General features: G+C 26.2%; 17 protein-coding genes. 1 reads left to right on the forward strand and 16 read right to left on the reverse strand.

The window, feature by feature from the left end:
- Window positions 1–21 precede the first annotated feature (21 nt).
- Window positions 22–354, reverse strand: a complete 333-nt coding sequence (locus INR60_RS07110) for a hypothetical protein (RefSeq protein ID WP_194190780.1) — start codon at window positions 352–354, stop codon at window positions 22–24.
- 196 nt (window positions 355–550) lie between these two features.
- On the opposite strand from INR60_RS07110, the gene INR60_RS07115 reads away from it, so the two are divergent.
- Window positions 551–1,705 carry a 3D domain-containing protein gene (locus INR60_RS07115; protein ID WP_238480398.1) on the forward strand — a complete coding sequence of 385 codons (1,155 nt, stop codon included), beginning with the start codon at window positions 551–553 and terminating at the stop codon, window positions 1,703–1,705.
- A 30-nt stretch (window positions 1,706–1,735) separates the two neighbouring features.
- Here the strand turns inward: INR60_RS07115 and INR60_RS07120 are convergent, their stop codons facing one another.
- From INR60_RS07120 to INR60_RS07185, 15 genes are all read right to left on the reverse strand, one after another.
- Window positions 1,736–3,622: an FUSC family protein gene (locus tag INR60_RS07120; RefSeq protein ID WP_194190781.1), complete on the reverse strand. Its 1,887-nt coding sequence runs from the start codon at window positions 3,620–3,622 to the stop codon at window positions 1,736–1,738.
- 235 nt (window positions 3,623–3,857) lie between these two features.
- Entirely contained in the window at window positions 3,858–4,622 is a 765-nt protein-coding gene (locus INR60_RS07125) for a formate/nitrite transporter family protein (RefSeq protein ID WP_194190782.1), read from the reverse strand.
- A 511-nt stretch (window positions 4,623–5,133) separates the two neighbouring features.
- On the reverse strand, window positions 5,134–5,430 hold the full coding sequence (locus INR60_RS07130; RefSeq protein WP_194190783.1) for a hypothetical protein: 297 nt from the start codon (window positions 5,428–5,430) through the stop codon (window positions 5,134–5,136).
- A 161-nt stretch (window positions 5,431–5,591) separates the two neighbouring features.
- Window positions 5,592–6,152: an ATP-binding cassette domain-containing protein gene (locus INR60_RS07135; protein WP_194190784.1), complete on the reverse strand. Its 561-nt coding sequence runs from the start codon at window positions 6,150–6,152 to the stop codon at window positions 5,592–5,594.
- Between the two features lies 1 nt (window position 6,153).
- A complete protein-coding gene (locus tag INR60_RS07140; protein WP_194190785.1) occupies window positions 6,154–7,311 on the reverse strand; it encodes an FtsX-like permease family protein in 1,158 nt (385 codons plus the stop codon).
- A gap of 3 nt (window positions 7,312–7,314) precedes the next feature.
- Window positions 7,315–8,397, reverse strand: coding sequence for an ABC transporter permease (locus INR60_RS07145; protein ID WP_194190786.1), 1,083 nt, complete (start codon window positions 8,395–8,397; stop codon window positions 7,315–7,317).
- Window positions 8,394–9,212 (reverse strand): hypothetical protein, encoded by an 819-nt coding sequence (locus INR60_RS07150; protein WP_194190787.1) that lies wholly within the window; start codon window positions 9,210–9,212, stop codon window positions 8,394–8,396. The genes INR60_RS07145 and INR60_RS07150 overlap by 4 nt, the downstream gene beginning before the upstream one ends.
- Window positions 9,213–9,493: 281 nt before the next feature.
- A complete protein-coding gene (locus tag INR60_RS07155) occupies window positions 9,494–9,940 on the reverse strand; it encodes a hypothetical protein (RefSeq protein ID WP_194190788.1) in 447 nt (148 codons plus the stop codon).
- Window positions 9,941–9,987: 47 nt separating this feature from the next.
- On the reverse strand, window positions 9,988–10,185 hold the full coding sequence (locus tag INR60_RS07160) for a hypothetical protein (RefSeq protein ID WP_194190789.1): 198 nt from the start codon (window positions 10,183–10,185) through the stop codon (window positions 9,988–9,990).
- Window positions 10,186–10,554: 369 nt separating this feature from the next.
- Complete coding sequence (locus tag INR60_RS17520; RefSeq protein ID WP_274380432.1) at window positions 10,555–10,686, reverse strand: hypothetical protein; 132 nt, start codon at window positions 10,684–10,686, stop codon at window positions 10,555–10,557.
- A gap of 21 nt (window positions 10,687–10,707) precedes the next feature.
- Window positions 10,708–11,355, reverse strand: coding sequence for a DUF4352 domain-containing protein (locus INR60_RS07165; protein WP_194190790.1), 648 nt, complete (start codon window positions 11,353–11,355; stop codon window positions 10,708–10,710).
- Between the two features lie 812 nt (window positions 11,356–12,167).
- A complete protein-coding gene (locus INR60_RS07170) occupies window positions 12,168–13,133 on the reverse strand; it encodes an N-acetylmuramoyl-L-alanine amidase (protein ID WP_194190791.1) in 966 nt (321 codons plus the stop codon).
- Between the two features lie 87 nt (window positions 13,134–13,220).
- On the reverse strand, window positions 13,221–13,511 hold the full coding sequence (locus tag INR60_RS07175; RefSeq protein ID WP_194190792.1) for a phage holin family protein: 291 nt from the start codon (window positions 13,509–13,511) through the stop codon (window positions 13,221–13,223).
- Window position 13,512: 1 nt separating this feature from the next.
- Window positions 13,513–13,815, reverse strand: coding sequence for a hypothetical protein (locus tag INR60_RS07180; RefSeq protein ID WP_194190793.1), 303 nt, complete (start codon window positions 13,813–13,815; stop codon window positions 13,513–13,515).
- A gap of 49 nt (window positions 13,816–13,864) precedes the next feature.
- Window positions 13,865–14,095 carry a hypothetical protein gene (locus INR60_RS07185; RefSeq protein ID WP_194190794.1) on the reverse strand — a complete coding sequence of 77 codons (231 nt, stop codon included), beginning with the start codon at window positions 14,093–14,095 and terminating at the stop codon, window positions 13,865–13,867.
- Between the last annotated feature and the right edge of the window lie 14 nt (window positions 14,096–14,109).

Genomic DNA, 14,109 nt, shown 5'->3' on the forward strand with positions numbered 1-14,109 from the left:
GTTTTGGGATTTTTTTTAAATCTATTTTTTATTTTTCTTTTTATTATTCTTTTTAACAGCGTTTTGTCTAGCTCTTTCACGCTTTTCTTCTTTAATCTTTTCTTCTTCCTCTACTTCTCTTAACTTTACTTTATCTCTAAATTTTATAGTTTGTCTCATAAATAAACTCCACATTAAACAAACAAAGGCCCCTACTATAATTCCCATTAAAACAGCTTCATTTAAAGGATATCCTATAGATTTGTTTAATAAAGTAAATATAACTGCGCCAATTATTCCAACTACAAGAGATGCTTTTAAGTTAAACCCCTTTACCGCTTTGCATCTTTCCACATACCACGTTATTATTTTCATTATTTTCCTCCTAATGTATAAATAGTTAATAAAATAAATATTCTACATATATTTTTTAAATCCTTTTATTTCTATAAATTATAGTTATATAAATTTTAAATTTTTTTACTAATTTTGAAAATAATATGTTCAAAATTGTTTCTTTAAATATCTTTATGTTATAATATGAGAAAACAATTTTTAAGGAGGTCATTCAATGAAAAAATCGTTATTTGCATTTTTTACAGTAATGACTCTAATTTTCAATATTAGTCTTACTACTTATGCAGTGAATGAGAATCTTGATGACAACAAAACTCGTATGAACCAAATTAGTGATAAAATTACTAATTTAGATACTCAAATAAACGAGATGCAAACAAACATGGATAAACTAAATAAGACTATAGACGAAAATAATGCAAAGGTTAAAGATTTTGAAAGTCAAATAAATCATACTGAGCAAAAAATCGATCAAACTAAAAAAGAAGTACAAGGAAGTCAAGATATCTTATCTAGTAGACTTCGTGCAATGTACAAATCTGGCTCATACTCTGGCGCAGATTACATAGCTTATGTTTTTGAAGCTAATGGCTTTAGTGATATGATTGGAAGAATATATGCATTAAATAAAATAGTCGATGCTGATAATAAGATGTTATCAGACTTAAAATCAAGTATGAAATCATTACAAAATGATATTGATTCACTTAATCAAAAGAAAAATGACGTTGTTAAACTTAATGAAGATAATAAAAACAATTTAGCAAAAGTTAAAGAGAGTAAAGATAAACTTGAAGAATCAAAAACAAAATATAACGATGAACTAAAAGGGGTACAAGCACAAATTAAATCTAATGAAGAAGCTTTAATAAATGGCCCTATAAAAACAATCGATAGTTCTTCTGATGTTTCAAGTTTAAGAGAAGCGGTTTCTACACTTCAAGGAATAGTTCCTCAACTTACTACAAGCTCAGTTGTAGATAAAGCAAAATCATACATTTCAAAAGGAAATGACAAAATCGAAAAGCTTAATCAGCCAAAGGTAACACCTGAATCTAATAATAGTAATACTACTCCACCTTCAGGTGATCATAAAACATTAACTATGGAAGCTACAGCTTATACAGGTCACACAATCACTGCAACAGGTACAAAGCCTGTTAGAGACCCAAACGGTATAAGTACTATAGCTGTTGATCCAAGTGTAATACCTTTAGGTACAAAGGTTTATGTTTCTGGTTATGGCTATGCAATAGCTGCTGACACAGGTGGTGTTATAAAAGGAAACATAATAGATTTATTCATGAATAGCGAAGCTGAATGTAACGCTTTTGGTAGAAGACAAGTTACTGTAAAAATTCTATCTTAAAAATAACTATAAAAAAACTCCCGTATTATTTTATACGGGAATTTTTTTATAGTTTAAAGTATATCTTAATAACTCTTTTACTTTAAGTTCTTTTACGTAACTATCTTTAAGAAAATAGTTTATATCCTCTATATTCGTTTTTATATCTTCTAGTTCTATATCGCTTTTAAATAAACTTTCCATACCTCTTAAATATTTATTTATCTTATCTAAATCATTTTCTGTTAGATCACTCTTTTTGATAAGTATGTAGCAATATAACATATTGCTTACCCACTCATTATTTATCAATATTATTCTTTTTATGTTATTATAGTTTTTATCTTTTTTAGTAATTATTTTATCTAACTTATTATTCATAAGATAATTTGCTTTTACATAATAAAATAATAATTCATCCCCATACTTCCCTCTGTCTATAGTATTTAATATTATTCCAATATCTATTTCTATATATTTAAGTATAGACTTATAAGCCTCAAAGCTATTTTTATTAGGTAATATATATTTATTTCCTAAGAAAGCAAACATTGCTCCTAAAACGGTATATAAAAACCTCAAAGCCATAGCTGTATCAGGTGAAATAGCGTTTGATAAAGATGTTAGCGCCATAGCATAACAGGTAGTATAAATACATTTTGTAACATAATTATCAATAGTGAACATAAAAATAGTTGCAATTACTATAATCATAATATGTTCGCTCTCTGTTCTTAAGAAATAGAATAATACAAATGATATTATAACACCAATCATGGTCCCAAATACCCTCTCTTGTATTCTCTTTTTTCCATCCTCATAGTAAGGCATAGCCATAACATATACACTAATTGGTAACCAATAAACTTTTGGTAAATTTATTCCTTTATCTAACCCAAATCCTATACTTAACAATATACTTAGCCTTAATGCAAATCTTACCCTTGAATCATCTAAAGAGAACTTGCTAGCTAAAATTTCTCCCTCACCGTCGGTACTTCCTTTTAAACTAAAAAATTTCTGAGCCTTACGATTTTCTAAAGATGAAACTTTAACTGCTGCAGATATAATATACTTAAAAGTAAACTGTAAGCAATTATTAAATGTACTCTTCTCCTTAAACTTTCCTAAAAAATCTTTTATATTATTAGAATATTCTATAAGATCCTCACCAGACTCTATCCCTTTAGATTTATCTAAAAGTTTCTTTAAATCTAAAATTAACTTTTCATTTTTCTTGGCCAAATCACGCCTTTTTAATATTCTTTTATTAAAATTATTAAATTGACCAAAAGCAATTACTATTTGGAAGTATTCTTTTTCAGAACTTTCATATACTATTCTATTTAAGTCTGAGATAACTTCCATAAGCTTCTCTTCTAATTCTAAGAATTTTGTATTTTCTCCTAAGTATGCATACTCAAGTTCTTCTCTTGAGAGTGAAAAACCTTCATTGATAAGCCTATAAATTTCTTTTCTTAACCCATTTTTATTAAACACCCTTAAAAAAATCCTGATTAATATATAAGAATAAGTAATTGCAAAAATTCTTAAGTCTATATCACTTAATTTTTGTGGTAAGAGCTGCATTATTACAAATCCTAACATAAATACAAAATATCTAGATGAGTCATATGCTCTAGTTAAAAAATACGATGCTATAAATGTAACTATGAAATTAATTAATATTGCAGTTACTATATTCTGAGATGCTAAGCATGCAAAAATTCCTAAAGATAAATGAACAAGATAGTTTCTAAGCCCATTACTTTCTATAAATAAATTTTTTCTCATATTAACAAATGATAGTGTCATATATGTTGCAATTATTGCATTGCTTATTCCAAACATGTACCTATTTGTAAAAAATAAAATCAAGGATAAACACGCAGCCGGTAATCCATACTTTAATTTTTTATATAAAATTTTTGAATCCATAATGTCATCTCTTTTCAAATACTTATATGGTGAAGTATAGCACAAATAAAATATTATATCCTTTTAGAACTTTCCTTTTCATATACTTTTAACAATTGCTAGTATATTTTTATCATTTTTGTAATATTTATGGTTAATTTTTAAACATCCAAATATGTAGTCTGTACTTTTGATATTATTATATTAAAAAAAGCTGTATCACTTTTTATTAAGCAACACAGCTAATCTTTTCATATTAATTTTTATTTCCTATTTTAGCATACCCTAATGCTAGTAATATTCCACCTACCATATTTCCAAGAGTAACCCAAAGTAAATTATGTACGAATCCGCCGAAAGTTAAAGCTAATCCATTTTTAGCGAATAATCCTATACTTAAAAGTGTCATGTTAGCTACACTATGTTCAAATCCTGCTGTAATAAATACAAAAAGGCACCAAAAAACCATTATTAATTTTCCAACTTCATTTTTCATCTTGAAAGAACACCAAATAGCTAAGCAAACTAAAATATTACACAAAATTCCACGAACAAAAAGTTCTCCACTTGATACAGTCATCTTTCCTAAAGCACCTTTAGCTATAAATTCACCTATAGGTCCTTTACTAAGACCTGCTTGAACAAATAAGAATGCCCCTAAAACCGATCCTAAAAGATTACCAATATAAGATGCTACAAAAACTTTGATAACTCCTAAAGTGTTAACATTACCTCTTACAAGCCCTATTGCCATTACAAAGTTATTTCCAGTAAATAACTCAGCTCCAGCAAAGATAACAAGACTAAGTGCAACTCCAAAAGAAGCTCCCATAACTACTTTAGTAGCCGCACTTCCTCCACTAGTTAAAAGTCCACCAATAGAGAATATAAGCATAATTCCAAGTCCTACAAAAAGCCCTGCAAACATTGAAGATATTAAATATCCTACCTTATTTTTTTCATATAAATCAACCTTACTTCTCGACGCAGCACCAACTGCCATTAAATCATTTTCATACATAATAAATTCACTCCTCACATATTATCAAATAAATTATATAAAGGGTTACATATAAAATCTGTGATTTTTATCACAATATTGTTATTTTTTTATCATTAATCTTTATATATAACCTAAAACTTAGATACTTTTATAACTAAAGGAAATCATTAATTTCCTTTTAATATCTAATTTGAATAATTTGTGTAATTTATTTTTGTATTATATAATTAATTTAAATGTCTTTTAGAGGTGATTATATGAATATCTTATTTAAAAAAGTATTTAAATCAAATTATTTACTAAAGACTAGGATTACTGTAATTATATTTGGGATTATAATCTGTTTATCATATTTTTTAAATATAATAGACTACAGCTTAGCTTTTAAATTAATGTTTCCATTAATGATATTAAGTAGCTATTTTTGTTATAGGCTTAATAATCCAAAGTCATACTTACTAAAAAAATAAAAACATAGGATAAAAATTAAAAGCAATCAAATTAAATTTGATTGCTTTTTTAATTTATTTTATTCTAAAGAATTTACTTTTTCTTTGCACGTTAAATCTAAAAATCTATCTAGTGTCATGCTTATAATAATAAACGGAAGAAGTAAATAAACTAGCCAAATAGTATCAAGTAAACATACATCAACTAGCATAAATGCAAGCACTAAAAATGATATTAAATTTGAAATACTTTTGATTTTACTTTTGTTTTCTATAAAATACCCCTTAGTTTTTTCTAACTTTTCCACTTTATAAAGTAGTTTAGCTACTAAGTTTGGCAGTACAAATACAGCTAAAATCACTATTATAATAGTCAAAATAATCCCCCCTTTTTATTTAATATTACCATTTTTTTCAAATAAGTAAATAATTATATTAAATTAATTATTTCATCAGCATAATCTAAAATAGATATATCGTGCGTTACCATAATTATAGTCTTTCCTTCTTTATTTAATTCCTTTAATAAATCCATTATTTAGATTGTTATTTTACTATCTAAGGCTCCTGTAGGCTCATCAGCAAGTATAATATCAACATCTGAAACTAAACACCTTGCTATAGCTACTCTTTGTTTTTGCCCTCCTGAAAGTTCTTTAGGTGATTTATTTATATGATCTTTAAGCCCTAAACTTTCTAAAACCTTTATGCTTTTTTCGTTTATATATTTAGAAGTACTTTTTTCTTTTATATATTTATTTTTACATTTTAATCTTATCTTTACATTTTCTAATACTGATAAGTCTTCTAAAAGTAAATATTCTTGATGAATATATCCCATATCTAAAGCTCTTATCTTTGCTTTCCCTTTTTCATTTTTATTAGTTATGTTTGCATTATTTATATAACAAGACCCCGTATACTCTCCATCTAATCCATTTATTATATTTAAAATAGTTGTTTTTCCAGAACCTGAAGCTCCTCTTATCATATAAAACTTTCCTTTTTCAAAGGTATAATTAAATTTATCTAAAACTGTAACTGTATTTTTATCTTTACCATATTTTTTAGTTACTTCTTCTAATCTTATACATTCCACTTTATTCACCTCTAACCACTATATTTTTTCTATTTCTGTAAAACCAAATATACATAGCTATACATAGTATAATTTGAAATATTAAAAGTAGAATTATTATAACTAAAGTTACATTAAATCTTATATCTACCCACTCTACTTTAGTAACTAAATATATAGCCTTTTGTACTATTAAAGAAATAACTAAAGATAAACTTACTAGTATCCCCTCTTCTAAAGTAGTATTTGTAATTATGCTTTTATAAGTATATCCTATAGCACGTAATGTCATAAAGTCCCTTTTTCTTTTCTTCATATTTATATAATTTACTATTATCATTGAAATAATAATTAAGCCTCCTATTATACTTCCGTAAGAAGCTATAATTATCATATTAAATGTATTTTTACTTGTATAATTTTCATAGATAATATCACTTACAGGTTTTAAGTTTATACTTGAAATATTTTCATCAATAGCTAAAATTTCTTTTTTTAAGGTTTCTATATCTTCTTTTTGAACGTCTACCATAATACCTTTTAATATATCAAAGGCATTTTTCCTTAGAAATTCTTTAGAAAAATTATCTTTTCTAATTGCTATAAAACTTTTAGTATATTTCGTTTCATCAAATATATCTTTTAATAAAATCTTATCTGAACCTAAAACCTTTTTTACTTTAATACTATTTTCATGATTTAACCTATAACTATTATTTACTTTGTATGTTTCTTTTAAATTATTAGAAATTAAAGCCTCTTCTTCTTTATTTAAATCATTATATGGAATTTTTGTATTATCTGTTATATAAGCTATATCTATAATTTGTCCATTTTTTCGTACTTCCTCAAATATAGGCATCTCTAAAAATTTATACTTATTATTATTTATATTAAATATTTTTTCTTTAAGCTTTATTAATTTATCTAATTTAGCTTCATCTCTTGTCATCATAGCGATTGATGAAATGCTCTCTTCTATCCCTTTTTCTTTGTCATAGTAGTTTATATTTATTGTGTAAGTATTATTTACATCACAAATACTTTTTATATACCTTGGATACCTAGATAATATATCAATAGAATTAATCAAAAAACTACCAGATATAATTAGTATAGTAAAGAAAATTATTATTATTTTATCCTTTTTTAATCTATTTTTTATAAAAACTATCCCCATAACCTAAATATCCTTTATTTGCCCTTTATTTATTTTAAGAATCATTGTACAAGATAATATTATAGACGCTAATGTGTTTATAACTAACGAATATATTACTCCTCTAAGATTTAAATTAAAATCATTGAAATACTCGTATTTATTTAAGATGATGCTAAGTTTTTCTTCTAATAATAAAAATAATCCTATTCCTATAATTGTACCTATCAAAACTATAATAAAATTCTCTATTGAAATTAAAATTCCAATATCACTTTTGCTATAACCAGTTACTAAAAGTGATTTATAATCTTTTTTCTTTAATCTATAATTAAAGATTCCTATCTGAAATGACGTAAATAATATAATTATAAAGATTATTCCATTAAATAAAATAATCTGTTCTTTAGTTACAGTTAATTCAGATTTATTTTCCTCCCAATCACTAATTTCAAAATAAATATTTTTATCTACCTTTTTTAATTCTCCCTCTAACTCCTTAGCGATTTCTATAGGCTTTTCATTTTTATCATATAATGAAAAACTTAACTTTCCATTATCAGAGCAAAAATCGAAAAAATCATCTACAGACCCTAATGATATATAATTATTGTATATATCTAATTCCTTTGATATTTCATTTCCTAAAATCCCTACAACCCTATATTCTTTAGAAAGAACCTCTACTGATTTTCCTAAAACATCACTACTTCCAAACAAATCAATTGCATTTTTGTAACCTAAAACTATCTCTTCTTTAGTCTCATTAGGATTTAAAAACCTTCCATTTGTAATGAAATAATCATAGTCAAGGCCATCTTTATAGCTAACTAAAACTACAGAGTCACTTCCGTTTATCCTAATTGTAGATTTACCTTGAAATTTTTTTATTATATTTTGAACTTCCTTTACGTTAGTTACATTATTTAAGGTAATATTTAATCGATTCTTATAATTACCCATAGATAATCTTTCTGTTATTTTAATACTATTTTCCTGTATCGCTGCGATAAAACATAAACTAAATGTACCTACTATAAACAAAAGAATTATTCCAGTATACATACTAAAATTCTTTTTTATTTTTTCTAAAGTAAACCCTATCATTCTTCTACATTTACCTTTGTTTTAAATACAATACTTCCTATAGGTTGTGTCTCGCTTATAGGGTTTGCCTCCCTAAAAACATATAAATCATATGTTCCTACTTTTTTAGGTAAAGTAAACTTAAATTCATCTTCGAAAATATCATTATTTTCTTTAAATACCTTTGAGTCTTTACCATCTATTTTTATTAAAGTATCACCTAAGAAAACTTTATAACCATAGTTATCCCCTTCAAATCTTTCCTTTGGAAGTTCCACTTTAAAAGAATAATTTACTTCTTCTAAACTCTTTCCTATTATTTCTTCATTAGCCCCTTCTTTTGAAACCTTTAACTCATCATATTTTACACCACTCGCTATTTCTTTCATCTTAGCGTGATTATTATATCCATACACACCAAAACAAATATCAGAAGACTTAAATATAAAGCTAACAACCCCGTCATTTAACTCATCAGTTTTTATACTAATCTTATTATCACCATTTTTTATTTTTACAGTGTACTGATCAGTTAAACCTTTACCGCCAAAATCAAATTTCACTCTTTTATTATTTAATAGCGGAGTTATAGTAAAGTCCCTTTCATCTTCACCTTCATATCTAATAGCAATGTTTAATGATCCATTTTGAAAATCTACCTTTTTTAATTTATATAGGTCTGTCCCATTTTCATTATCTTTTACTATCCCATAGGAAACTCCACCATTCCAAACTTGATCCAATGCACTTATAGCTTGGATTGAGCCCTTATCTCTACACCCAACTAAAATAAAAACTCCAAAACTTAAAATAAATCCCACAATTATTTTTTTCATCTTTCCCCCTCAATTCCCTTATAAAATATAAAAAGGCCAAATAGCCTTTTATGAATTTTTTATTCTTTTTAATTATACAATTTATTCCATTTAGCTTCAATATACTTATATCTTATAAATTCTAGTATATTCTTAAATAATTACTCTACGAATTTCATCACTAAGTTCATTTGAAGAATTATCTTTTTTCCAGAAATTATCTTTTTATTTTCAAAACTAAACCACAGCCCTAAAGTTAAATTATACCTTAATTAAAATTTCTTTATATTAGCTCTAATATCTTAAAAACTATTAATCATTATCCCAAACTTAAACATCATAAATAGCATAATTAATAAATTAATCATATATCCAAATATAAAAGCTATCCATTTTTTATAATCCATTTTTCTTTCAATACCACGGTAAGTAAAAAATCCAACTATTAATAATATTACAATAAATATAATAATAAGAAAAATGTCAAACTTAAAATCTACATTATTAAAAATATTTTGCAAACTTAAATTAGTTCTATGATAAATATCATAAATTACAGCATAAATAACTTCTCCTAATATTACTATAACGCCTTGAGTGCTCAAAACTAAAGCAACTGTCTTTCCTTTGCTCTTTCTATCAATAATAAATGAAAATATGATTTGTGCACACATTGCAATTAAGCAATATCCAAAATGAGAGAAATATCCCAAATATCCTAAAAATAGCGGTACAAAAATTACTTCCATAATCTCAACTCCTTTAAAATAACTCTAACTCTCCAATTTTCCGTATTTTAAATTTCATTTTTTGAAACACTTTTCCTCTGTTTAATTTTATTACTTACAACAACAGCCGTTATAATAATCCCTACTTCAATAAGCCATTTAAAGAAATAGTTAATTCCAACATCTTTTAACAAGAATCTCCAAGTTTCTGCTAAATCAATTCCAACAATAAACGGTATTATTTTCTTTATAATGGGTTTCTCCATAACTTCTATAATAATTTAATTGTATCATATTTCCATATTAACATATAAATAACTTTCATCTTTTTGATTTTTATAAAGGAATTTTAATGGAAATGTATTTAGAGCAAAAAGAAAAACACTAGGTACTACCTAGTGTTTTACATGTTACGAGACAAGCCATAAGCGGAGTTCTGTATTCTATTAAGACTATGTTTTTTCATATTAAACTGTAACTATTTATACCCTATACCCCTCTAAAAATCAAGCTTTAAACTCACTTCTGTATCAAATCATATTCTATTATAATTTGTTAAAACATATCCATCAAGGGAAAGTTAAGGGAAAAGACTAGAGAATAAAACTCTAGTCTTTTTCACTATTTTAAGTATTCTATTTATCCTTTAATTCATAGCCTTTCATTAAAACATCAATTGCCTCTTTAACTTTATCCTTTTTCCCGGAATACGATCTAACTATTATTTTTCTACCTCTATGTTTTATTATTTCTATGTTAAAAATCATTCTATCACCTCAACCCACTAACTATTTAGTAAGTTCAAATTGAATATCTTCGTTATCACTAACTATTAACTTAGAATCTTTTAAATTAACCTCTTTCGGAACCTCAAATACTATGTAAGTTTTCTTAGTTATTCCTGGATTAAATTTATCATATGGTCCTACATAGTTTTTATTTTCATCATATGTTTCTTTCTGTGAATTTAAATTTTGCAACGCCTCAAATGCAGTATCATCTACTAAATACTTTGCACCATTAGCTACTAGTTTAAACTCATGTGGATTGCTTTCTATTGCATCCTTTGATGTATTTTTTAATGATAATTCAATGATTATAAATTTTCCTGAAGCTTTTACATTTCCTGCTTCGTTATTAACACTATTAGCTTCTTTTACACTTAATATTTTTAAATCTGCACCACTATATTTTTGTTCTTCTCCAATCTTCACCGTTTTTACACTTGATGATTCTGATGTATTCTCTTCACTCTTTTCTTTGTTACTAACTTTAGGACCACCATCTGACATCCTAATATCTTCTAGTTGTTTTTCAAACCCAGCATTCATAGCTGAAATTTTTCCTCTGTAGTATCTTGATGAAACTAATCCTCCGATAAATAGAGATACTACAGCTATTGCAACATATATTAATATCTGTTTTTTATTTTTCATTTATTATTCCTCCCTTTTGTAAAGTCAGGAGTATTTTACCATATACTTATAAATAAATTGTAAACTCATACTTTATCTATAGTTTATTTACTGTATGTTTACTATATTATGTTATATTGTACTTGTCTTAGATATTTAATATACATTTTAAACTACGGAGTGCTAATCTCCTATAATTAAGATATTATAAAGAGATATTTTAATTCCTGTTAGTGTTTTCTAACATATCTTTTTATAATATCTTTTTTTGTCCAAATAGAATATAATAATTTTATTACATAAATTATATTTTAAACATCGTTATAAAAAAGAAGTAATACAATATGTGTATTGCTTCTTTTTGCATATAATCTAAAAATATTAATATATTTAAAATGTAAACATTATAAAATCCAATCTCAATTTTGTAAATGTAGAAGTGTCTAAATCATACTTCTACATTTTTCTTTATATATTAAGATTTATTCTAAACCTCTTTTTAATTTACTTATATAAAGAAAAATATAGCTAAACTTTTGATGTTTAATACAAATTATTACATAACAATTGTTTACACTTAAAGCTAATTATATTATCATTAGAGTACCTTCCTAGTTGATTTTAAATCACAGGTAAAACATTAATCACATTCGATTCACTTTTTAAAGGCATCTTTTAGGTGTCTTTTTTGTATGTTTTGATAAGTATTGGATAAACTTATTAATGATGATATTTTTCCAATATTATTTTTCTTTTGTGATACCTATTTAAATAAATTTTTTATTGGTATTGAAACTAATAAAAGGCAGGAGCAACTAGCCCCTGCCTTAAGTTTATTTTCTATATAATGCTTTCCAAGTATTTTTCCCAACTATACCATCTACATTTAACCCCTTATTTCTTTGTAGATTCTTAATTGCTATAGTAGTTCCTCTACCAAATACTCCATCCGCTCCTCCATTTGATTTTAAAGAAGTATATCCTCTATTTAATAATCTTTGTTGAATACATTTTGTTATATTACCTCTTGCACCTTCTCTAACTGTAGGACATACTGATAAAGTCGATTCTCCAAAATAACCGTCTTCTTTAATATCTCCATAACCTTGTACATTAAGTTGGTGTTGCAGTCTTTTAACTTCTTCTCCTTGTATTGATACTTCCCAAATATTTTTACCTTGTGGTTTTGATTCAGGTGAAGGTTTACTTGGTTTTACTGGACTAGTTTCTTCAACTTTATCCGATGAATCTAGCTGCTTTTTACTAACTCCTTCAGCTATTGCTTTTCCTATTGCATCTGCCCCCTTTTCTTTATAGATCCTTACATCTTCTGTAGCTTCACAAAAACAAGTTTCAATTATTATTGCTGGCATAGTAGTTTTTCTTAACTCATATAGACTAGAGTTTACTCTAACCCCCCTATTTTTAAATCCAATTTCATTACATACATTGTTAACAATATTTTGTGCTATATCAGCAGATTCTGAACCACTTCTATAAACCCAACAAGCATGACCTAACGCGCCTTCGTATTTATCATAAGCTTTATCAAAATGAATACTTAGGAATAAATCAGTTCCCCAATTTTCAGCTTTATTTACTCCATAAGCTAAATCAGTATTTACATCACAATTCCCTGGAGTAACATCCAATACTTCATATCCTGCTTGCCTTAAATATTTTATTACCGCATCCTTTACTTTTCTATCCTCTGTAGTTTCGTCTATAATTCCCCTAGCTCCTGTAGCTTGAAAATTATGTCCACCTCTTACTGCTATTTTTCTAATTTCTTTACTCATTTCTAATTCCTTCTTTCTTTTGTTTAGATTTAAAAGGCAATAAAATATATTTCTTACTTTCATTTTATTGCCTTAATAATTAAATTGTTATTCTTCTTTATTTATTTTTTTAGTTGTTTGTTTGACAATTTGATTTCCTAGAACTGAAACACCTGCTGCACATAACCCTTGTAATATACTTGTTGTCACTAACTGTGCTGTTACACCTTGTCCTATAACATTAATTCCTATTGAACCTACCATACCTAGTACAGAAAGAACCCAAGGTATACACCAATCTGCAACTTTAGGAGTTTTCTTTAAAAACACTCCTATAATATAAAGTCCTGCTACTAATATCCCTAATTGCTCTGGTACAAAAACCATTAAATTTTCCATTTTACTTACCCTCTTTCTTTATACTCTCTATATTGTCTATTCTATGATGAGCCGACTTACTACTTTCCTCGACTTTTATTAATCTTTCAACTATTTCACTTATTCTTTTATCCTGTGCTTTTATATCTAATCTAATATCATCAACACCTTTACTTATATAATCTAATTTAGTTGCTACTACAGTATCTTGTACTGTATCCTCTTTAATATTTCTATCTCCATCTTTCTTAGCTTTCCAAAAACCTAATACTATCCCTGTTAATGTTCCAGCAACCCCAATAGCTACAGTTATATCTACATTCATTAATACACCTCTTTCCTTATTTTTTATATAAAAATAGGAGTTAAATATTTTAACTCCTATACTTGCTTAATTCATTATCTTTTAAAACTACCATTTTGTTTTCTATTTTAAATATATCTGGATTATTAATTACTGTTGGATCATCTTCTAAATTTATTGAATCATAAATTATTTCATAATCTCTATGATCGTGCGGAAATAAATCCTTTATCGATTTAAAATTTCCACCTGTTGCTATATTCTTTATAGAGCCATCTTGTTTGCTAAATACTATAAACATTTAATCACCTTCTT

This window comes from Clostridium chrysemydis (genome assembly GCF_015234215.1).
GTDB classification, from domain to species: domain Bacteria; phylum Bacillota; class Clostridia; order Clostridiales; family Clostridiaceae; genus Clostridium; species Clostridium chrysemydis.